The sequence below is a fragment of the Acinetobacter sp. UBA3106 genome (assembly GCA_002365595.1).
Taxonomy (GTDB): Bacteria; Pseudomonadota; Gammaproteobacteria; order Pseudomonadales; family Moraxellaceae; genus Acinetobacter.
Genome location: DFAM01000009.1, coordinates 149611 through 169648 on the forward strand (window position 1 = coordinate 149611; position 20038 = coordinate 169648).

The window sequence follows — 20038 nt, forward strand, 5'->3', positions numbered from 1 at the left end:
GTTGAGCTCAGGCATTTGAATCGTGGCGGCCTTATTGTGCATTGCTTTAAATCTGCAATACGCCATTAACTATTTGTTTTTGAATTTTTTCTAGAATTTATCCTGTTTCAATTCCGGGTTAGTTATCGGACAAGATTCATTCAATACAAATGGGTTCACCTAAAGAGCACGAAATTTGCTATATTTGCTGTTTTTCTGCGACATTTATTTTTCGACTGATTATGAATACGGCAATCCAAGCAGCTCTCGATCATGCAGTGCAATCTCTTCAAGCTGAAGGTGTACTTCCATCCGACTGGAATAACAACGGTCATTTAACGCGAACCAAAGACCGAAGCCACGGTGACTTCGCTTCAAATATTGCAATGATTGGTTCTAAAGCTGCGGGTATGAAGCCTCGTGATCTTGCAGAAAAAATTCTTGCTGCATTGCCTGAAGTAGCAGACATCAGCAAAGCAGAAATTGCGGGTCCCGGCTTTATTAACTTCTTCTTGAATGCCGACCAACGCTTTGCTGTTTTAGACCAGATTCAAGCACAAAAAGATCAATTTGGTCGTACCCAAGCCAATGCGGAAAAACGCATTCAAGTTGAATTTGTTTCAGCAAACCCGACTTCAAGCCTGCACGTCGGTCATGGTCGTGGTGCAGCCTACGGTATGACAGTTGCCAACTTATTAGAAGCAACGGGTGCCAAAGTTGACCGTGAGTATTATGTCAATGACGCTGGCCGTCAAATGGACATCCTGGCAACCTCGACTTATTTGCGTTACCTGGAACTCACCGGTCAGGAACTGGTTTTCCCTAAAAATGCCTACCAAGGCGACTATGTGAAAGAAATCGCGCAAAGCATTATCGACCAAAATGGTGATGCCTATGTACGCCCAGTTGCCGATGTTTATAAAGACGTGCCTGAAGATGTACAGTTTGCTGCTGAACTCGATGCTGATGGCAACAAGGTTGTACTTTCAGGCGATAAAGAAAAACATATCGATGGCTTGATTTTCAATTCACAACAATTAATCGGTCAAGGCTACCGCGTTTTCTTGCAAGCGGCATTAAAAGCCATTCTTGATGATATTAAAGATGACCTGGGCGAATTCGGAGTAACCTTCAACCAGTGGTTCAGTGAAGAATCATTGACAGATAAAATTGAAGAAGCGCTGCAAACGCTTGATCAACGCGGTTTCTTGTATGAACAAGACGGCAACATCTGGTTTAAATCGACTGCATTTGGCGACGAAAAAGATCGCGTGGTCAAACGCCGTAATGGTCAAACCACGTATTTCGCCTCTGACATTGCTTACCACCTGAATAAATTACAACGTGGCTATACTGACATCATCGATATTTGGGGTTCAGATCACCACGGCTATATCGCACGTGTTAAAGCAGCGATTGATGCTCTGGGTTATGACTCGAAAAAATTAACCGTTCTTCTAGTTCAGTTCGTAAGCTTGTGGCGCGGCGGCGAGATGGTGCAAATGTCATCACGTTCAGGCCAGTTCGTGACTTTACGTGACCTGCGTAAAGAAGTCGGTAATGATGCAGCGCGTTTCTACTACGTGATGCGTAAATCTGAACAGCACATTGACTTTGACTTGGACCTAGCTGTTTCACAAAGCAAGGACAATGCGGTGTATTACATTCAATATGCACATGCCCGTATCTGCCGTATGCTTGAAAAAGCCGCCTCTACCGATGTGAATTTTGATGCTGCGAATGCACGTCAATTTGCGGTAAAACTGGATCTTGATGCCGAAACTGAAATTCTGGCCAAACTTGCAGCCTATCCGGAAATTGTGATTCGTGCAGCCAACAGTTATGAACCGCATCAAGTCGGTAACTATCTGAAAGAATTGGCAGCTTTATTCCACGGTTGGTATAATGAGCATAAAGTACTCAATGATGATGCTGAACTTACGCAAGCCCGTTTATTACTTTCAGTAAACGTACAACAAGTATTACGTAATGGTTTAGAATTATTAGGTGTATCTGCTCCTACATCAATGTAATTAGCACAAAAGGAAGTCCCACGTGTTTGGAAAAACGCAGCGCGGTGTCTCTGAGCGACCGAGTAAGCCGAAAAAGCCATTGATTCCTGCATGGTTAGGAACATTGGTGGTTATTTTAATCGTGTTGAGTTTTGCTGTAGCTTTGATGCTATGGAAGCCGTGGGCACCGGTCAAACCGAAGAATCAGATTAATTCTGAGCATTATCAGGAAGATACAAACAAAGATTATCGTTTCTACGATTTATTGCCACAACAGCAAGTGACGCCTATTCCTGATCAGGCTGTGCCTGAAACTAAAAACTCGGGAACTGTGGTGATTGTTGAAGCACCAGAAGCAGAAACAGCTCCCCCGGCAGATACCGCCGAGCCAGGTCTAGAAGCTTCTGAAGCGCCAGTTGCCCAGCCACCAAGTTTTATACTGCAGGTTCGTAGTTATCCTGATCCAGATAGTGCCGATGCACGCCGTGCTGAAATTATCTTGAATGGTTTGTCTGCGGATGTGGTGAAATCGGTGGAAGGCGGTCAAACCTGGTACCGTGTGATTTCAGGACCTTATGATTCTCAGGAAGCTGCGATGATTGCCCAGCAGACCTTACAACGCAGTGGCATTGATTCTATTGTGGTGAAACGCTAAGTTTAATCCATAAAAAAGCGCCTCATTTGAGGCGCTTTTTTATTTTGACCGTCCTAAATTTTTTCCTTGATGAAACATCCCCCTTAACAAAGGGGGACTGAGGAGGATTAATATAATTCAAGAGGTAAATAATCCCTCCAACCTCTCTTTAAAAAAGGGAGGCTAAAAGCATTTAAACCGTATGTCCCAAAGCTTCACCCATGACCACCACAGAATTGGCTTTAAACATCGCGTCCCACTGCATTTTATCTTTTTCAAATAAAATCACCGCAGTTGAGCCCAAGTAGAAACGGCCCAACTCTGCACCTTTTTCCAGAAACAGATTGTGCTGGTTTAGCTCCAAGCGTCCTGTAGGTTTTACTTTGCCTGTGGCTACGGTTTCAATGCCTGCCACAATCATAGCCCCCACTAAAACTACCGCCATACGACCAAGTTCAGTATCAAACAAACACACCATCCGTTCATTACGCGCAAACAGGCCCGGAATATTTTCCGCAGTGGTTTGATTGACCGAGAACAGTTCACCTGGAACATACAAGGTTTCAGTCAAAGTGCCGGCAAAAGGCATATGCACACGGTGATAATCTTTAGGTGACAAATACACAGTCGCAAAATGGCCATTTTTAAAAGGTTCAGCCAATTGCGGATCGGCAATCAGTTTTTCCACCGAAAAGCTTTGACCCTTGGCCTGAAAAATATCGCCTTCTTCAATCTTGCCCAACTGTGAGATAGCCCCATCGGCGGGTGAAACAATACTACGTGGATCCGTATCGATTTGACGTGCACCCTGTTTTAAAGAGCGGGTAAAAAAATCGTTAAATGATTTGAATTTCAATGCATTGCTTTGTTCAGCAATCGACATATCAATGCCATACTGGGCTTTAAAAGCCTGAATCACGGTATTTTTGATAATCGGATGTTCACTGGCAGCCAGTTTACCCACGACACGTGATAATTGGTGTTGTGGCACAACACGTTGCGCTTGAATAAAAATTTGTTTTTTTAAACGTGATGCGAAGCTCAAGATGGTAACTCTCCGGTAATAATCGGACTGTCGAGGCGGTTGCCCCATTCACTCCACGCACCATCATAAGCCCGTATCTTCCAACCGAGTAATCGGCCCAGAATATAGGCCAAACCCGAACGGTGATGTGACTGACAATAAACCACCACAGGTTGTTTTAAATTGAAACCCAGTTGTTCTAAGCGCTGTTGAGTGCGTTCTAAAGGATGTAATTTTAAATGATTTTCACGGTTTAGGGCAGTACTCCACTCAAAATGTCGGGCATTTGGAATGTGACCGCCGCGTCGCGCTGCGAGTCGAAGACCGGTATATTCATCTTCAGTACGACAATCCCACAATTGAATATTATTGTTTTGGACTTTTTCTAAAAGATCTGCATATTCAATACGGTATTTTTCAATATTCTCCTGGTTGATCTCCACCAGATGCGCTACAGGATCTGGTTTTTCCACTTCTGAAGAAGTAGGCAAACCGGCTGCCAGCCAGGCATGAATACCGCCATTTAACACGCTGGTATTTTCAAAACCCAGACAATGCAGGTTCCAGATCAGGCGCCCCGCCCAGCCGCCGCCTTCATCATCATAAGCTACGACATGATGGTCCGGAGAAATATTCAGATACTCAATTAAGGCCTGTAAGCCTTCTACATCGGGCAATAAACCTGAAGCCTGTTCTTCTTGCCGTACCAGTTGCTTCGGTTGCACATGAATGGCATGCGGAATATGCAATTGATCATAAACAGAACGACGGCTTAAATCGACAATGCGTAATTTTTCATTGCCTAAAAACGGAACCAGCTCTTCTGCTTCTATCAGCAGACCAAAATTAAATGCAGATACAGTCATACTTTTTTCGTGTTTTATTTAGATCAACAGGACGATCTTAGCACAAGTCATTTTCACTATTATGCTGATTTTTTGCATTCATTTAGCAAAAAATCAGCTATAGCAATCATGATTATTCTACTTCGGCGAGATTAAATACCTGACGTAAATAAGCCAAGAAAGTATCGTTATCGGTCATGGTTTTTCCTGGACTGTCAGAAATTTTGGCTACTGATTGACCATTACATTCCACCAGTTTTAACACAATATTCAGGGGTTTTTGTCCCAGGTCATTGGTTAAATTGGTACCAATACCAAAGCTGACCTGAAAACGGTCTTTAAAATACTGATGCAAGTTCCAGGCTTTCTCGATATTCAAGCCATCACTAAAAGTCAGCATCTTGGTTTTGCTGTCAATTTTCAGTTTTTTATAGTGCGCATAAGCCTTGTCACCCCACTCATAGGGATCGCCACTATCATGCCGTAAACCATCGAACAGTTTGGCAAAATACAGATCGAAGTCACGCAGGAAGGCATCCATCCCCACCACATCCGTCAGGGCAATTCCTAAATCGCCACGGTATTCCTGCACCCAGGTTTCCAGTGCCGCTTTCTGGAAATCGCGTAGACGCACATCCAGCGCCTGAAAGGCTTGCAGGAATTCATGCGCCATCGTCCCAATCGGGGTAATCCCTAATTCTTTAGCAATCAGCACATTGCTGGTACCACGGAAAATGTTAGGTACTGCTGCATGAAATTCTTCAATCACATGTTTTTGCCATGCAAAGCTATAACGGCGGCGGGTACCAAAATCAGATACCAGAAATGGTGGATCTTCCGGATTTTGTTCAGCTTGATATTTTTGAGTCAGGGCAATTTTAGCCTGTAAACGACGTTCACCTTCTGCCAAAACCTGATCACTACGAATGCGCGTGAAATACAGCTGATTGACAATGGCTAGAACAAAGATTTCAAACATCATCGCCTGAACCATCGGGCCTTCAACCCAAATGTCCAGACGACCTTGTTCATCAATGCGGGCTTTAATAAAACGGCGTTTTAGCTGGAACAGTTCCAGATAATCGACAAAGTCACTTTTGATAAAACGTAAACTGCGAAGATAGAGCAGCTCATCTTCTTTAAACTTAAGCTGGCATAAATAGTCGAGCTGTTGGTTCAAATCGTCCAGAATATCCGTCAGTGGATAAACGGTATCCTCTAAATTACGGCAACGGAAATGATAAACACTGTGCGTTTGAGGAAATTTATGCAGTACCACCTGTAGCATGGTAAATTTGTACAAGTCAGTATCAAGCAAAGATTGAATGATTGGAGCCATATCTAATGAAATTTCGCTGTGCTGACTGCATTAAAACACACTTTTTATCTTGATATTGCTAGTTTTGCGTACAGCTATGCCAGTCAAGCCCATATAGTCAGGGCTAAATCTCGCTTTTTTTCAATCCCAGGTCTTTATTTCATTTGCTACAAAATGCCTTTGCCACAAGTCTCCTGTTCAAATATCTATATTCATTTTCGTTAAAACCTTGGTGGGTCTATGTATGCAAAGAGAGAAGAAAATATTTAATAAAACCTGCTGATGCTATTGCGATATTGTTTGCATTTTAACGCTTAAATTTCTGCCTGTTTGCTACAATGCGGCGGATAAATTGAAGATATAAATTGGTTAAGTTATGCGTGCATTATTACAACGGGTTCTAGAAGCAAAAGTTGTGGTAGAAGGTGAAACAACCGGACAAATTGAAAAAGGCATTTTGGTTTTTCTGGGATTAGGCAAAGAAGATAATCTGGAAAAGGGCAAAAAGCTGATCGACAAGATTTTGAAATATCGCTTTTTTGATGATGAGCAGGGCAAAATGGGCTGGAATGTGGCTCAGGCTGGCGGTGGATTATTACTGGTTTCGCAATTTACTTTAATGGCGCAAACGCAAAAAGGCTTACGCCCCGACTTCGGTCCAGCCATGCCACCCAGCGAGGCTAAAGCTTTATATGAAGCCTTGGTGGACTATGCAAAATCTCAATTTGAAAATGTACAAACCGGTATTTTTGCAGCCGATATGAAAGTGCATCTGGTCAATGATGGTCCAGTGACTTTTAATCTGGAAGTGGAATAACGCGACAATATTCCAAGCATAAAAAAGCCCTCTATTGAGGGCTTTTTTATTTTAATTAAAGAGTAGCAAGATATTTTGCACGGTCCATTACATCTGTAGGAATGTCTTGAACTAACATCACTGTTAATGATTGCTGGCCTTTAACTTTTGCTGATTGTTGAGTTTCTAAGACTGCATTTACATCTTTTGGAGATAATGTATACATTGCTCCAGTAGCTGGATCAATAATCAGAAGGCCAAGTAAACCACCAAAGATAATATTACCTATATACCAACCATTTACACTTGCAGTTACTTGAATTTTTTTAGTTTGGAAACCTTCTTTTGAGAAAGCCACTTCATATCCTGCTGGTTTAAAGAAACCATTACCGCGTTTTAAAGTCACAGTAGCAGGAGTTGAGCCAGTATGAATCTTTTCACCTGATTTATTTGTAATAGTAATATTAGCCGACTCTGGTACTGATTTAAAAGTCAAAGTCTGTGTTGAACCAGAGAAAATACTTGCACAACCAGTAAAAGTCATTGAAGCTGCAATTACTGAAGCTGTTAAAATTTTCTTCATTAGAATACCCCCCTATTTAAGCGGGGGGTATTATTAATAAAAAAACTATACTTTTCAATTAATCTTGATTACTTACCGGTTTTTTCACGAATAAATGAACGTACCAATTTCACTTTTTCTTGTACCGGTTTTGGTAATTTTGGTGGAATCAATTTTGCAACTTTATTAAACCAAACCAAGAGACCGAAATCGCCTTCCATTTTAATGCTGCCATTTTGCATGCCGGTCATAAAAGCGCTTGGGTCACCTTTGACTAAAGTTTTTACACCCTGTTCACTGTCTGCAAATTGCAAAATAAAATCTGCTTTTTCTGCATCACCCGATACTGTGTCAATTTGTCCATTGTTTACAATAATTTGACGTGCAACACCGAGGTCGGTACCAATTTGAATACGGAATTGACGTTCATGAACCAGTTCAATAAATTTTGGACTGGTACGTGCCAATTGCTTCATACGCAAAGCCAAGCCCGCAACTAATAAATCAAGCGGATCCGTGCTTACATCGACCAGTGGTAATTTTACGACAGGAATCGAAGATAGTTTCATGACATTTAAGCCTATTGTAATTGTTGGAAAATTGACGACTTATCCTACCATAACTTGTGTTTTTTCAAGTAAGGCTTTGTATAACAATAATGAATAAAAAAAGATGTGCCGGAGCACATCTTTTAATTTCTTTGATTTATCAGTCTTGCAAATTAGCGGCTTGAATAGTGTTGCTGTTCATCGTCATAGACTGGTGTATGTTCAATATAGCGGCGTTTGGCTAAAGCTCGCTCTGCACGACGATCTTCGCGGATTAACAGCATGGTCACAATAACCATCACCGACATTAACGCAGTCAGATAGCTGTATGCCATGGGTAAATCAAAGAGCAGTTGTGTACTTAAACGAATCGCTTCAATTAATCCCCAAAACAGCATACCTGCAAACATAAAGCTTAACAAACGACGATAAGGCGAGAAGAAAACAGCTATCAAAGCAGCGGCAATCAAGCTTAAGCCTATGATGGTTGCTAAATTCGCTGTAACCATAAAAACCTCCGTCCTCTATAGGATTTTGACACTTTTATATGGGTCTAAATTAAATCCCCGATACCATGAATAAATGATGAAATATATTTATATCAATCTCTATGCAAGCATTATGCGGAGTTTTTTTAAGAAAAAAAGTCTTGTATTTTCAGCAAGCGACACACCTTGTCGCAATATTATTTTGTCATTACATTTTTTTATTTTTAACTTTTTCTGGAAGTGAGATGGGCTCGGACTTGCCGTGTCATTACAAAAAAACAGCGCATTAAAAGTGTTAAAAAAATATTTTTTTATAATGATTTGTATGCTGTTTTTGTCGACGATTTCATTTAACCACTCATCTTATTTTGCTTGTTTTTAAACAAAAAACGCGACATCAATGTCGCGTTTTATAGATCAAATTCAATAGTTGGACTCAAGCATTAGGCACGGCTGAGGTCTTTATCATGTACACCTAGCAGATAAAGCACCCCATCCAGACCCACACTTGAAATCGCCTGATTGGCATTCTGGCGAACCAAAGGTTTGGCACGGAAAGCCACTCCTAAACCGGCAATCGACAGCATCGGCAAGTCATTGGCACCATCACCCACGGCAATCGCCTGTTCCAGTGAAATGTCCATTTTGTCCGCCAATTCACGCAGCAACAATGCTTTACGTGCACCATCGACAATATGACCTTTGACTTCACCTGTCACCAGACCATCTTGTACATCCAGAATATTGGCATGTACTTCATCAATACCCAATTTCTCTTGCAGGTATTCAGCAAAATACTGGAAACCACCAGAAAGAATTGCAGTTCTATACCCCAATGCTTTCAAGGTTGAAATCAGGCGCTCTGCCCCTTCGGTCACGGTTAGACGCTCGGCAATTTTTGGTAAAACCGATGCATCCATGCCTTTGAGCAAGGCGACACGGGCACGGAAGCTTTGCTGGAAGTCCAGTTCACCCTGCATGGCACGTTCAGTAATTTCAGCGACTTGTTCACCGACACCGGCTTCAATCGCCAACTCATCAATGACTTCTTGCTCAATTAAAGTCGAGTCCATGTCGAAGCAGACCAAACGGCGATTACGACGGTAAGCATTGTCTTCCTGAACCGCGACATCGACACTCAGTTCAGCAGATAAACGCAAGCAGGCCGCACGCATGGCGGTCGCATCGAGCATTTGTCCTTTCAGACCAAATTGCACGCAAGAACGTTTTGGTCCTTCCACCTGATTATTCAGTTCCGGACGGCCCGATAAACGGGTGACTGTTTCAATATTAAAGCCCTGATTGGAGACAATCTGCGTCACTGCCTGTAACTGTGATGCGCTTAGCTCCGGTGCCAAAGCCGTCACGATATAGCGAGTCTGCCCACCTTCACTCACCCATTGATCATATTCTGATGCAGAGATTGGTTTAAAGCGCACTGTTAAGCCAATATCATGTGCTAGAATCAGAATCTCCTTCATGGCTAATGCTGTAGCAGTTTGGTCATCTGACGAAACAACAATACCTAAAGTCAGTTGGTTGTGGATGACGGCTTGTCCAACGTCCAAAATTTGTAAAGAATGTACGGACAATACCTGCATTAATCGTGTAAATTGATTAGGCTGGTCGGGTCCCAAAAATGATATAAGAATGATTTCTCGCATGAATTGACTCGGATCTGAGCTACAACTATTGTTAGAATCATAATCGAATTTGAACATAAATGCCTTGGAAGTTTACGTTGAATGCGCCTAGACAAGGGCTATTTGCTAGCCTACTGATTGTAAGTTTTGCTTTACACACTTTTTTACTGGTCCTTGCGACGACGCATCAGCTGAATGCAAACCGCGCCAGTCAGGGACAGCTGATGACCTCGCAACTGGTTACAGATAGCCTGTCCGAGCTGGAACCGGCCAATACGGTGTCATTGGCATTATTGGCCGACCGTTATGCCACTAACCCGAGCGTGGCTTCTATTCGTATTCTAGATGCCAATAATCAGGTGCTGGCAACAGGTGGTTTAACCAAAACACGCCAAGGCGAAGTGTTTGTTCGTGAAGCGCTGCAAAATGAAAAGAAAGTCGGCAGTATTGAAATTACCCTGATTCAGCCGAGTATTGGGGAAATTTTACGTACCCAATGGCTGGCGATTTTATTATCGCTGCTGATTCATGGCTTATTATGGTTAGCTTATCGCGCGATTGCCCGTCCAAGCCGTACCGAATATCTGGCGCGTATCAATAATGAATCCCGCCTTAAACATGAAATTCAGACCCTGACTCAGGCTTTAGAGCAGGAACAGCATAACGCCGCAGTCGCGATTGCCCAGGCACAGAGCAATGCTCAGGCAAAAGCGAAAGTTAAAGAATCGAAACCTGTGGTGCTGAATGACAACTGTATTGCCTTAAATATCCAGTTTTATGACCCTAAACAGCTCATGGATTCGGTCAATAAAACCGTTTCAGTTCCGTATTTCAATTTATGTCAGATTTTCCTGAATAAAACGACAGAGTTGTGTGTTCAACACTACAAATTAAACAGTTCAGATATCGCTACAGTGCATAAATTTGATGAACATGGCGCGACCATTAGCATGTCGGTGGATACGCCAAATGCTGTGCAATGTCTAGTCATGATTAGCACCGTATTCCAGTTATTATCGGATGTATTATATAAACGTTATCGTGAAGAAAAGCGTTTTGTGTTGCAAACCCGCAGTGCCATTTCCAGTCATGTTGAAGCGATGCATCTTAGCCCGGTTCAAGCGGCAGAACGTCTGGTACAGCAATTGGCTGCCAAAGAAAGTGCCATTCATTTGCCAAATGAATTACTGAAAGATATTTCAGATCGTTACCAGTTGGTCAGTATACCGAATCCAACCAATGTTTTGACTCGTCATGCCTTTATGATGAACGGCATGGATAGCGAAGTGGCCGAATTGGCACAAACGTTTAGAACGGAAATTCTAAAAGCCAAGCAATCCAAAGCCTCTTAAAAGAGGTCAATAAAAAAGCCGAGCTGTTATGCTCGGCTTTTTTATTCTCTACACGTCTCAACGGAGCTCAGCAGAGATTACTTCACAATTATTCTATTTTATTGGCCCTGCTTGCCCAATAACTCGCTAATGCAGGTCCTGAAATGTTATGCCATAAACTAAAAATGGCACTTGGTACCGCAGTAATGGGCGATGCAGCAAAATGTACTGCCGCCAAAGCCACGCCTAAACCTGAATTTTGCATGCCGACTTCAATGGCAATAGCCTTGCTGTCTGCATAAGGCAGCTTAAAGAAACGGCTTGCCCAGAAACCCAATAAATAGCCCAGACCGTTGTGCAAGGCCACCACGCCTAAAATCAGTAAACCTGATTGCAGAATCTGAGCCTTGCTACCAGCAATAATTGCCGCCACGATAGCTACAATTGCCACTACTGAAATTAAGGGCATTACCTGAATATAGGGATCGACTTTGTGCTTCAATACTCCACGAACTATCAAACCCAGAATAATTGGGAACAGTACCACCTGAAGTATTGAACCCAACATCGACATGGCATTAATTTCAATCCATTGACTCGCCAGAAGATAAAAAATTGCAGGGGTTAACACAGGTGCTAAAAGCGTCGAAACCGAGGTGCAGGCCACCGATAACGCGGTATTGCCTTTGGCCATATAGGTAATCACGTTAGATGCTGTTCCGCCCGGGCAACAGCCGACCAGTATCACCCCTACGGCAATTTCCGGCGGTAGTTGAAACAGCTGACATAACAGATAAGCCAGCCCCGGCATCACCACAAATTGTGCAACCACACCAATAACCACAGCTTTAGGACTTTGTAATACTCCTTTAAAGTCCTCTACCGTCATGGTCATGCCCATACCAAACATGATGATCCCGAGCATCCAGGTAATATAGACTTTAAGCCAGACAAAGGCTTCCGGGACAATTAAGGCAATACCGGCAAATAACACCACCCAGAGGGCAAAGGTTTTCTGAATAAATTGCGTAAAGCGCAAAAAAGCAGACATACAATACATCCAATATTTATGCTGGTCTGATCTAGAGAAGACGTTTTACCATATCTATCAGGCAAATCAGCAGCTTTAATCAACCTGATCATGTTTTTAGCAGCTGCTGAGTTGAACAATATCCTTCATCAGAATACGCTTGACCCCGGCTGCGAGCATGTCTTGCCAGGCATGTTGCAGTGAACCGTGTAAATCAATGCCTTTGGTGGCGTCGGAAATGACATAGGTTTTAAATCCCAATTTACAGGCATCTATTGCGGTCCATGCCACACAAAAATCAGTAGCAATTCCTGCAATAAAAACTGTATCAATACCGCGTTCTTTTAAATAACCGGCCAAACCGGTAGTGGTTTTCTGATCTGCTTCCAAAAAAGCTGAATAGCTGTCGATATGGGCATGCGCGCCCTTGCGGATGACCAGTTGTGCTGTGGGTAAATAAAGATCCGGATGCAGCTCTGCATCCGAAGTGCCTTGTACACAATGTACAGGCCACAAAACCTGAGTACCATACTCCAGCTCAATCGTTTCAAATGGCTGCTTTGCTATATGATTTTCAGCAAATGACACATGATTCTGGGGATGCCAGTCTTGAGTAATCACAATATTGTCAAAATACTGTGCCAATTGGTTAATGTTTGGAATGATCTGATCTGCATTCGCTACGGCTAAATTTCCACCTGGGGTAAAACCATTTTGTACATCGACAACAATCAAAGCAGTATTTTTTTGCATAATTCTCAGTCCATTCTTTACCTATTGTGATTTTTGTTAAGCATATAACAAAACAAATTGCAGTATTTAAAGATGCAGGTAAAAAGATAATGACTGTGGAGGCAAAGAATCATGCTCACCTGGCAAATCAAGCCTATACTTTTCTATCCGTTGTCGGTCATTTTGTGCTTTGCGCACAGGCGAGGAATAGAAATAAAAATAGCCCGCCATAGCGAGCCATTTTGATAAGTCAAAACATTAAGCTTGTGTTTGTAAACGACGCACCAGAATCAACATAAAGAGTGCTGAAATCACGATACATGGAATAGCAGCTGAAATTACCCCTGCTGCACCAAAACCTGCGGCAAGCAACTGACCCGCAATAGTTGGCCCAAGCATGGCACCTACACGCCCTACCGCTGAAGCCATACCTACGCCCGTTGCACGTACTTCAGTTGGGTAGACAATACTACCGAAAGCATACAGTACACCTTGGCAACCAATCACGAATGCACCCACCAAGGCAGAAGCCATATACATTTGCGTTAATGAGCTAGCTGCATTCAAACAGAATAAACCAGCCAAAATACCGCCGTACATCAACAGAATTACGTAGGCTTTTTTCCAGCGATCCGTCAGCATACCCAGTACAATGGTACCAATCGTTGCACTGACCATGAAGAAGAATTGTGCAGTACTGCCTTCTTTACGGGTAAAGCCCAGTTCCATAAACAGTGAAGGCAACCAGCTCAACATGATGTAGACCACCATCAGGGTGAAGAAATAGCTCACTGAAATGAGGCAGGTGCGCATCAGGTTGCTGCTGTTGAACAAATCTTTAAAAAAACCCTGAGCGACAGCAGCAGTTTTAGGGGTATTTTGTGATTTTAAGAATTCACGTGATTCTGGTAAAAATTTAATCATGATAGGCAGCACGATAATTGGCAACAAACCACCTAAATAGAAAATATTTTTCCAGTTGGAGCCAAAATCCAAACTCGCAACATACGACAAAATGGCCGCACCTACAGGCATACCACAATACATCAGGCCTACAGCACGTCCCCGGTTCTCAGGCTTAACCGCTTCAGATGCCAGCGTGATCAAGTTTGGCATGGCTGCGCCTAAACCGGCACCAGCTAAAAAGCGAACCAATAACAAGGTATTGAAACTGTTTACCCATACGGTACATAAGGTAAATACGGCAAATACGGCGACTGACCAAATCAGTACTTTTTTACGACCAATCCGGTCTGAATAACGCCCACCAATCAGAGCACCCGGCAATAACCCTAGAATTCCTGCGCTAAAAAATACTCCTAACTGAGAACTATCTAAGCCAAAAGCCTCACGAATACCGGCTGCTGCAATACCGGCAGCCTGAATATCCAATCCTTCAATGACAGCAATTAAAAAACAGATTGCCACGGTAATGACGGAATGCTTGTTATCTGATCTTTCCATTGGAAAATCCTTGTGCAATCAGTGTCCAAAATAGAACAGCATCATCCACGAGTCTGGAAATTCAAATAACTACCAATAAGTGGAATAATCTACACTTTATTAAAAAAAATGCCGGCTATTTAAAACTTCCTCATACCTCAAACAGATAGTCGCAAAAACACTTAATCAGCTTTAACTCACACAGAAAAACTCAATCTGAGCAGGATGAGTTTTATTCTGAAAATCATCCTGTGCGAAAAGAGCAAAAATACATTAATAGTTTTTATTAATTACTAAAGTCGTTTTTAATGATCATTTTGATAGATGAATGGTCTGATTCATATAGCTTAAAAGTCTATGCTGAGCTGTATTAAATCTTAAATTCCGATTTTTTTACCCGGAATTACCGAGTTGATTGGGTCAAGCCTAGCTTTTTAAGACAGAAACAGCCATTTTCCAGTCCAAAAAACGATTTTTCATTGCTTTAAGCTGATTAAAATTATCATTCAAATTCATTTAAGAAAATGAACGAGGTTTTGTTTGTTAGATTTTTCACTTGCTTTTCATAAAGTTTTTAGATGGTTTGACTAAAGCATATTGTTCTTCACCGCTTGTTCGTTCATAATTTGCATAAGCATTATTCAATTTCATTCAATTCCATTGAATTTTGCTATAAATCAAAATACGTAACCGTCCACATCTCTGTTTTTCTACCTCAGTTGGATGGCCAAATAGGATAATTTTTTAAAATGACTCAGCAAGCACAGATCATTCAAGGTTCAATTGTCGCAATCGTCACCCCGATGTTTGAAGATGGCAGCGTAGATTGGAAGGGTCTAGAAAAGCTCGTTGAGTGGCATATCGCACAAGGCACTAACAGTATTGTGGCTGTGGGCACGACAGGCGAAGCATCAACTTTAAGCATGGCTGAACATACCCAGGTGATCAAAGAAATCATTCGTGTGGCCAACAAACGTATTCCTGTCATTGCAGGTACTGGGGCCAATTCTACCCATGAAGCGATTGAACTGACGCGTGAGGCCAAAGAGCTGGGCGCAGATGCAGCTCTCCTGGTCACGCCTTATTACAACAAACCAACCCAAGAAGGTTTATATCAGCATTATAAAGCAATTGCTGAAGCGGTAGACTTACCTCAAATTCTGTATAACGTTCCAGGCCGTACTGGCGTGGATATGCTCAATGAAACCGTAATCCGTCTGGCTGACATTCCACAAATTATTGGCATTAAAGATGCGACCGGTGATGTAGCCCGTGGTAAAGAACTCATTGAAGGATTAAACGGCAAAGACATGACCGTTTACTCTGGTGATGATGCCACTGCATACCAGCTCATGGGTTGTGGTGCACAAGGCAACATTTCGGTGACTGCCAATGTGGCGCCTAAAGAAATGAGCCAGATCTGTGCTGCTGCACTTGCAGGTGATGCAGATCGCGCTGAAGCCTTAAATAATGAAGTTGCAAATTTACACAATATTTTATTTTGTGAATCTAACCCAATTCCTGTGAAATGGGCACTCCATGAAATGGGCTTAATTGGTACCGGTATTCGCTTACCATTAACTCCTCTTGCAGAACAATATCGTACCCCATTGCGTGAAGCACTGAACGCTTCGGGTGTCATTAAATAAAGAGCACAACACTATGCAATTACGTTTTGGTTTAATCCTTGCACTTTCGGCATTCAGTTTAGCGGGTTGTAGTTCCATGGGAATCAGTAACGGTTCACTGGACTATAAAAATACAGCAACCCTTGAACCTCTGAAATATCCGGAAGGCTCAATGGTTCGACCAGCAACGCCATTGTATCCATCTCCAACAATTGACCCGCTTGCCATTGAGCATGCACCGAAGCTTGAAAATAAGCGCGGCAACCGTTTTGCTTTACCACGTCCAGACAAAGCTCAGACCAATGCAGTAGCAAGTGATCAGAATGACAGTACAAATGTCGGTCGTCCACAGCTGGTTCGTGATGGAAATCAAAATCCTCTGCTCAAAATCGATGGAAATTCTGCTACAATTTGGCAGTACACACTTGCCACCCTCAGCAGCCTGAACCATACCATTGTGGGTCAAAGTAAAAATCGTTACGAAGTGACTATTAAGATTGATCAGCAGATTTATGTATTAAGACTGACCTCTGTAGGCACAAGCAACAACATCGCTGTGTTCAATGCCGATAACAGCTTTGCAGACAAAGAAAAAGCTGCAGAACTGTTAACCCAGATTTACCAAAATTGGCCAGCCTAGTCGTACTAGGCATTTTTTTTTGAAAAAGGTTCCCCCATGTTGAAACAAACCTTGCTCTATACTGGTAAAGCGAAATCTGTTTATGAAACAGACAGTGCAGATCACCTCATCCTAGTCTTCCGTGACGATGCATCTGCATTTAACGGCGAAAAAATCGAACAGCTGGATCGTAAAGGCAAGGTGAACAACCGTTTTAACGCCTTCATCATGGAAAAATTGGCTGCTGCTGGCATTGAAACTCACTTTGAAGAACTTCTTTCTCCTACTGAAGTTTTAGTGAAAAAATTGCAAATGATTCCAGTTGAATGTGTAGTACGTAACTATGCTGCTGGTTCATTGTGCCGTCGCTTAGGTGTAGAAGAAGGTAAAGAACTTGTTCCGCCTACTTTCGAATTGTTCTTCAAAGATGACGCGCTTGGCGATCCAATGGTGAACGAATCTCAGGCAATTGCTTTAGGCTGGGCAACAGCTGAACAATTGGCGCAAATGAAAGAACTGACTTACAAAGTGAATGACGTTCTTAAAGGTTTGTTTGACGCAGGTAATATGCTGCTTGTTGACTTCAAACTTGAATTCGGTGTGTTCCACGACCGTATCGTTCTAGGTGATGAATTCTCTCCAGACGGTTGCCGTCTATGGGACAAAGACACCAAGAAAAAACTCGACAAAGACCGTTTCCGTCAAGGTTTAGGCGGTGTGGTTGAAGCGTATGAAGAAGTTGCTGCACGTTTAGGTATCGATCTTTCTGATATCTAATCAGTTATCTGATTCAAAAAAACCGGGCTGTTTAGCTCGGTTTTTTATATTCTTAAAAATCGGAAAAATAAATGTTACTAATAAAAATGATCGTTTTTACATCATTATGATTTTTATTTAATATAGCTTATATACCAAGTGACAAGAGGTTGGCCTAGATGGCTTGAAAACATCTTGCTTACCGACCAGGATTTTAGTTTACCCTCTAGGATGTATCTCTCCCAAGACATCCTATTTTCAGCCCAATCCGTCCTATGGATTGGGCTTTTTTTGTCTTACTGCTGTTGCTGTTCCTGCTGCCAACGACGCTGTTGTAAACGCTCGCCTTCTACTTCACGTTTATTTCGAGCGGACTCATACAGCTTGGTGCCTTTTAATTCAGGCGGCAAATAGTCTTGCAAGACAAAATGTTCAGGATAATTATGCGGATAAAGATAATCTACACCATAGCCCTGCTGTTTCATCAATTTGGTGGGTGCATTGCGTAAATGTAACGGCACAGGTAAATTCGCGGTTTTTTCCGCTAAGTCGAGTGCCTTGTTAATGGCTAAATAAGTGCTGTTACTTTTGGCACTGGTCGCCAAATATACCGCACATTGACCTAAAATAATCCGGCATTCCGGCATGCCCACCGCTTGAACCGAACGGAAACACTCACCTGCTAACAGCAAGGCATTCGGATTCGAATTGCCAATATCTTCTGAAGCGGCGATGAGCATACGACGGGCAATAAACACTGGATCCTCACCCCCTTTCAGCATACGTGCCATCCAGTACAAGGCAGCATCCGGATCACTGCCGCGAATCGATTTAATAAATGCTGAAACCAAGTCGTAGTGCTGCTCGCCAGATTTATCATAACGGGCAATATTCTGCTGGGCCACCTTGACCACTATGGCATTGGTGATGATATTTTCTACATCAGTTTCAAAAGTACTGGCTATTAAATCTAATAAATTTAGCGCCTTACGTGCATCACCAGCAGCGAATTGCAGTAATGCTTCGTATTCGTCAATTTGGATATAACGTTCTTTTAAAAAATTATCCTGTTGTATGGCATTATTCAACAAAGTTCGAATTGCATCATCATCCAGAGCATTTAAGGTATATACCTGACAACGCGACAACAAGGCATTGTTGACTTCAAAAGATGGGTTTTCTGTCGTCGCTCCAATTAAGGTAATTTTACCCTTCTCGACTGCATTCAATAAGGCATCTTGCTGCGACTTGTTAAAACGATGAATTTCGTCAATAAACACAACAGGCGTCAGTAAATCGCCACTTTCGGCAATCACTTCACGCAGTTCTTTTACCCCGGTATTCAAGGCCGATAAACTGACAAATGGCCGATCCACTGCCTGTGCCAAAAGCAAAGCAATCGTGGTCTTTCCTACCCCTGGTGGCCCCCAAAAAATAATCGAAGGTAAATGTCCCTGATCAATCATTTGACGTAAGGGTGCACTTGCCCCTAATAGATGATCTTGACCAATAATTTCGGACAAGTCACGCGGGCGCAGTCGTTCAGGGAGGGGGATATGGCTCTCAGACATCTTGTTATTTCTTTACTCTACTTAAAGTAAGTCTACTATGTAATTTTAATATCGCGTATTTCAAATGAACTGATTTACAAAAAAATCCTATTGTTACTTTTACATCATCCACATCATTATTCTGTCTGTTTTACGTGAATTTAATTTTAAATGACTTTTAAATCGTTTTTAGATGGTTTAAAAAAGAGAGTGAAGTCGATTCAACAAAATAAGTAGACCATCAGAAATACACACTTAATCATTCTACTTCTAAATGTTCATATGTATAATTATGTGAAATACGTCACACTTTAAGCATCTTGATTATTTAAATGGGTGAGCTTTATGGAAAATATTTTCAAAAACAAGCGAAGACCTCGTAATCAGGATGACAAAACACCCGTTTCAAATCAATTATCTGACAAAAATCTTATTATTCAAAATATCCTTGATCAATTCTCCTTGCTGGTCTGGGTCAAGAACAAACAACATCAGTATTATTATAATCAAGCGCTTTGCGACTATATTGGTCAGACTCTTCCTCTACAGCATAGCGATGCGTCTGAAAAATTCATTCATCCTGATGATTATTCGAACTTTAGTTTACTCTGGCAACATGCTTTACATACCCAACAAGGTTTTGAACAAGAATGCCGAATTCAACACGGTGAAAAAGACTACAGAATTTGCCTGATTTCCGTTCAACCAGTCCAGCATTTAGATAATATTGATTGGATGATGACGGCCACCGATATTCATGATCATTATTTAAAGCATACCAAGCTGCATCAGCAAGTGCATGCAGAGAATAAAATGCTGAATACCAGCATGAACGATACTCAACCTTTAACCCCACAGCATCATATTCCCCAACAACAAATTGTGGAAAAGAATCTTCAACAGCTCATTGAACTCGACGAATTAACCGGTTTATATAACCGTAGCGCATTTAATAAAATTTTTAAAAAAACCATTCAACATGCCCAGCAGCAACAACAGTCTGTGGGCTTTTTGCTGATTGATTTAGACTATTTCAAACATATTAATGACACCTTGGGGCATATTGCGGGTGATTATTTACTTCAAATCTTAGGGCAGCG

Annotated in this window: 19 protein-coding genes; 8 read left to right on the forward strand and 11 right to left on the reverse strand. The window is 42.0% G+C overall.

Annotated features, from left to right (window positions below):
• Positions 1 to 221 precede the first annotated feature (221 nt).
• Positions 222 to 2012: an arginine--tRNA ligase gene (gene argS, locus B4C48_RS03365; protein WP_291354204.1), complete on the forward strand. Its 1791-nt coding sequence runs from the start codon at positions 222 to 224 to the stop codon at positions 2010 to 2012.
• A 22-nt stretch (positions 2013 to 2034) separates the two neighbouring features.
• A complete protein-coding gene (locus B4C48_RS03370) occupies positions 2035 to 2646 on the forward strand; it encodes an SPOR domain-containing protein (RefSeq protein ID WP_291354205.1) in 612 nt (203 codons plus the stop codon).
• Between the two features lie 172 nt (positions 2647 to 2818).
• On the opposite strand, the gene asd is transcribed toward B4C48_RS03370, so the two are convergent.
• The 3 genes from asd to pncB form a co-directional block, all read right to left on the reverse strand.
• Positions 2819 to 3670, reverse strand: a complete 852-nt coding sequence (asd, locus tag B4C48_RS03375) for an archaetidylserine decarboxylase (protein WP_291354206.1) — start codon at positions 3668 to 3670, stop codon at positions 2819 to 2821.
• On the reverse strand, positions 3667 to 4515 hold the full coding sequence (locus B4C48_RS03380; RefSeq protein WP_291354207.1) for a sulfurtransferase: 849 nt from the start codon (positions 4513 to 4515) through the stop codon (positions 3667 to 3669). Before B4C48_RS03380 ends, asd begins: the two co-directional genes overlap by 4 nt.
• Before the next feature lie 112 nt (positions 4516 to 4627).
• Entirely contained in the window at positions 4628 to 5833 is a 1206-nt protein-coding gene (gene pncB / locus B4C48_RS03385; RefSeq protein WP_291354208.1) for a nicotinate phosphoribosyltransferase, read from the reverse strand.
• 355 nt (positions 5834 to 6188) lie between these two features.
• On the opposite strand from pncB, the gene dtd reads away from it, so the two are divergent.
• Complete coding sequence (gene dtd / locus B4C48_RS03390) at positions 6189 to 6629, forward strand: D-aminoacyl-tRNA deacylase (RefSeq protein ID WP_291354209.1); 441 nt, start codon at positions 6189 to 6191, stop codon at positions 6627 to 6629.
• Between the two features lie 55 nt (positions 6630 to 6684).
• Here dtd and B4C48_RS03395 read toward each other — a convergent pair whose 3' ends face one another.
• From B4C48_RS03395 to serB, 4 genes are all read right to left on the reverse strand, one after another.
• Positions 6685 to 7191, reverse strand: a complete 507-nt coding sequence (locus B4C48_RS03395) for a hypothetical protein (protein WP_291354210.1) — start codon at positions 7189 to 7191, stop codon at positions 6685 to 6687.
• A gap of 68 nt (positions 7192 to 7259) precedes the next feature.
• Positions 7260 to 7739 carry an SCP-2 sterol transfer family protein gene (locus B4C48_RS03400; protein WP_291354211.1) on the reverse strand — a complete coding sequence of 160 codons (480 nt, stop codon included), beginning with the start codon at positions 7737 to 7739 and terminating at the stop codon, positions 7260 to 7262.
• A gap of 152 nt (positions 7740 to 7891) precedes the next feature.
• Complete coding sequence (gene aciT / locus B4C48_RS03405; protein WP_291354212.1) at positions 7892 to 8227, reverse strand: AciT family ciprofloxacin tolerance protein; 336 nt, start codon at positions 8225 to 8227, stop codon at positions 7892 to 7894.
• Between the two features lie 422 nt (positions 8228 to 8649).
• Positions 8650 to 9870, reverse strand: a complete 1221-nt coding sequence (gene serB / locus B4C48_RS03410) for a phosphoserine phosphatase SerB (RefSeq protein WP_291354213.1) — start codon at positions 9868 to 9870, stop codon at positions 8650 to 8652.
• Between the two features lie 77 nt (positions 9871 to 9947).
• Here serB and B4C48_RS03415 point away from each other — a divergent pair, with 77 nt between their 5' ends.
• Positions 9948 to 11201 carry a hypothetical protein gene (locus tag B4C48_RS03415; RefSeq protein ID WP_291354262.1) on the forward strand — a complete coding sequence of 418 codons (1254 nt, stop codon included), beginning with the start codon at positions 9948 to 9950 and terminating at the stop codon, positions 11199 to 11201.
• Between the two features lie 88 nt (positions 11202 to 11289).
• On the opposite strand, the gene B4C48_RS03420 is transcribed toward B4C48_RS03415, so the two are convergent.
• From B4C48_RS03420 to mhpT, 3 genes are all read right to left on the reverse strand, one after another.
• Positions 11290 to 12231, reverse strand: coding sequence for a bile acid:sodium symporter family protein (locus B4C48_RS03420; protein ID WP_291354214.1), 942 nt, complete (start codon positions 12229 to 12231; stop codon positions 11290 to 11292).
• Positions 12232 to 12327: 96 nt separating this feature from the next.
• The gene (pncA, locus tag B4C48_RS03425) at positions 12328 to 12963 is read right to left on the reverse strand and encodes a bifunctional nicotinamidase/pyrazinamidase (RefSeq protein ID WP_291354215.1); all 636 of its coding nucleotides are present in this window, start codon (positions 12961 to 12963) and stop codon (positions 12328 to 12330) included.
• A 237-nt stretch (positions 12964 to 13200) separates the two neighbouring features.
• Complete coding sequence (gene mhpT, locus B4C48_RS03430; protein ID WP_291354216.1) at positions 13201 to 14406, reverse strand: 3-(3-hydroxy-phenyl)propionate transporter MhpT; 1206 nt, start codon at positions 14404 to 14406, stop codon at positions 13201 to 13203.
• A gap of 728 nt (positions 14407 to 15134) precedes the next feature.
• Between mhpT and dapA the strand changes: the two genes are divergently transcribed.
• Genes dapA through purC form a run of 3 tightly spaced genes read left to right on the forward strand, consistent with a single transcriptional unit; the run spans position 15135 to position 17409 of the window.
• Positions 15135 to 16034 (forward strand): 4-hydroxy-tetrahydrodipicolinate synthase, encoded by a 900-nt coding sequence (gene dapA, locus B4C48_RS03435; protein ID WP_291354217.1) that lies wholly within the window; start codon positions 15135 to 15137, stop codon positions 16032 to 16034.
• Positions 16035 to 16047: 13 nt separating this feature from the next.
• A complete protein-coding gene (locus B4C48_RS03440; RefSeq protein WP_291354218.1) occupies positions 16048 to 16653 on the forward strand; it encodes a lipoprotein-34 precursor (NlpB) in 606 nt (201 codons plus the stop codon).
• A gap of 36 nt (positions 16654 to 16689) precedes the next feature.
• Positions 16690 to 17409, forward strand: coding sequence for a phosphoribosylaminoimidazolesuccinocarboxamide synthase (purC, locus tag B4C48_RS03445; protein WP_291354219.1), 720 nt, complete (start codon positions 16690 to 16692; stop codon positions 17407 to 17409).
• Between the two features lie 275 nt (positions 17410 to 17684).
• Here the strand turns inward: purC and B4C48_RS03450 are convergent, their stop codons facing one another.
• Positions 17685 to 18959: a replication-associated recombination protein A gene (locus B4C48_RS03450; RefSeq protein ID WP_291354220.1), complete on the reverse strand. Its 1275-nt coding sequence runs from the start codon at positions 18957 to 18959 to the stop codon at positions 17685 to 17687.
• A 324-nt stretch (positions 18960 to 19283) separates the two neighbouring features.
• Here B4C48_RS03450 and B4C48_RS03455 point away from each other — a divergent pair.
• On the forward strand, positions 19284 to 20038 hold a 755-nt coding region (locus B4C48_RS03455), incomplete at its 3' end, for a GGDEF domain-containing protein (RefSeq protein ID WP_291354221.1).

Excerpts from the sequence above, each read along its gene's own strand:
- argS (WP_291354204.1), top strand. The coding sequence starts at position 222 with ATGAATACGGCAATCCAAGCAGCTCTCGATCATGCAGTGCAATCTCTT.
- B4C48_RS03380 (WP_291354207.1), bottom strand. The coding sequence starts at position 4,515 with ATGACTGTATCTGCATTTAATTTTGGTCTGCTGATAGAAGCAGAAGAG.
- pncB (WP_291354208.1), bottom strand. The coding sequence starts at position 5,833 with ATGGCTCCAATCATTCAATCTTTGCTTGATACTGACTTGTACAAATTT.
- dtd (WP_291354209.1), top strand. The coding sequence starts at position 6,189 with ATGCGTGCATTATTACAACGGGTTCTAGAAGCAAAAGTTGTGGTAGAA.
- B4C48_RS03395 (WP_291354210.1), bottom strand. The coding sequence starts at position 7,191 with ATGAAGAAAATTTTAACAGCTTCAGTAATTGCAGCTTCAATGACTTTT.
- B4C48_RS03400 (WP_291354211.1), bottom strand. The coding sequence starts at position 7,739 with ATGAAACTATCTTCGATTCCTGTCGTAAAATTACCACTGGTCGATGTA.
- aciT (WP_291354212.1), bottom strand. The coding sequence starts at position 8,227 with ATGGTTACAGCGAATTTAGCAACCATCATAGGCTTAAGCTTGATTGCC.
- serB (WP_291354213.1), bottom strand. The coding sequence starts at position 9,870 with ATGCGAGAAATCATTCTTATATCATTTTTGGGACCCGACCAGCCTAAT.
- B4C48_RS03420 (WP_291354214.1), bottom strand. The coding sequence starts at position 12,231 with ATGTCTGCTTTTTTGCGCTTTACGCAATTTATTCAGAAAACCTTTGCC.
- pncA (WP_291354215.1), bottom strand. The coding sequence starts at position 12,963 with ATGCAAAAAAATACTGCTTTGATTGTTGTCGATGTACAAAATGGTTTT.
- mhpT (WP_291354216.1), bottom strand. The coding sequence starts at position 14,406 with ATGGAAAGATCAGATAACAAGCATTCCGTCATTACCGTGGCAATCTGT.
- dapA (WP_291354217.1), top strand. The coding sequence starts at position 15,135 with ATGACTCAGCAAGCACAGATCATTCAAGGTTCAATTGTCGCAATCGTC.
- B4C48_RS03440 (WP_291354218.1), top strand. The coding sequence starts at position 16,048 with ATGCAATTACGTTTTGGTTTAATCCTTGCACTTTCGGCATTCAGTTTA.
- purC (WP_291354219.1), top strand. The coding sequence starts at position 16,690 with ATGTTGAAACAAACCTTGCTCTATACTGGTAAAGCGAAATCTGTTTAT.
- B4C48_RS03450 (WP_291354220.1), bottom strand. The coding sequence starts at position 18,959 with ATGTCTGAGAGCCATATCCCCCTCCCTGAACGACTGCGCCCGCGTGAC.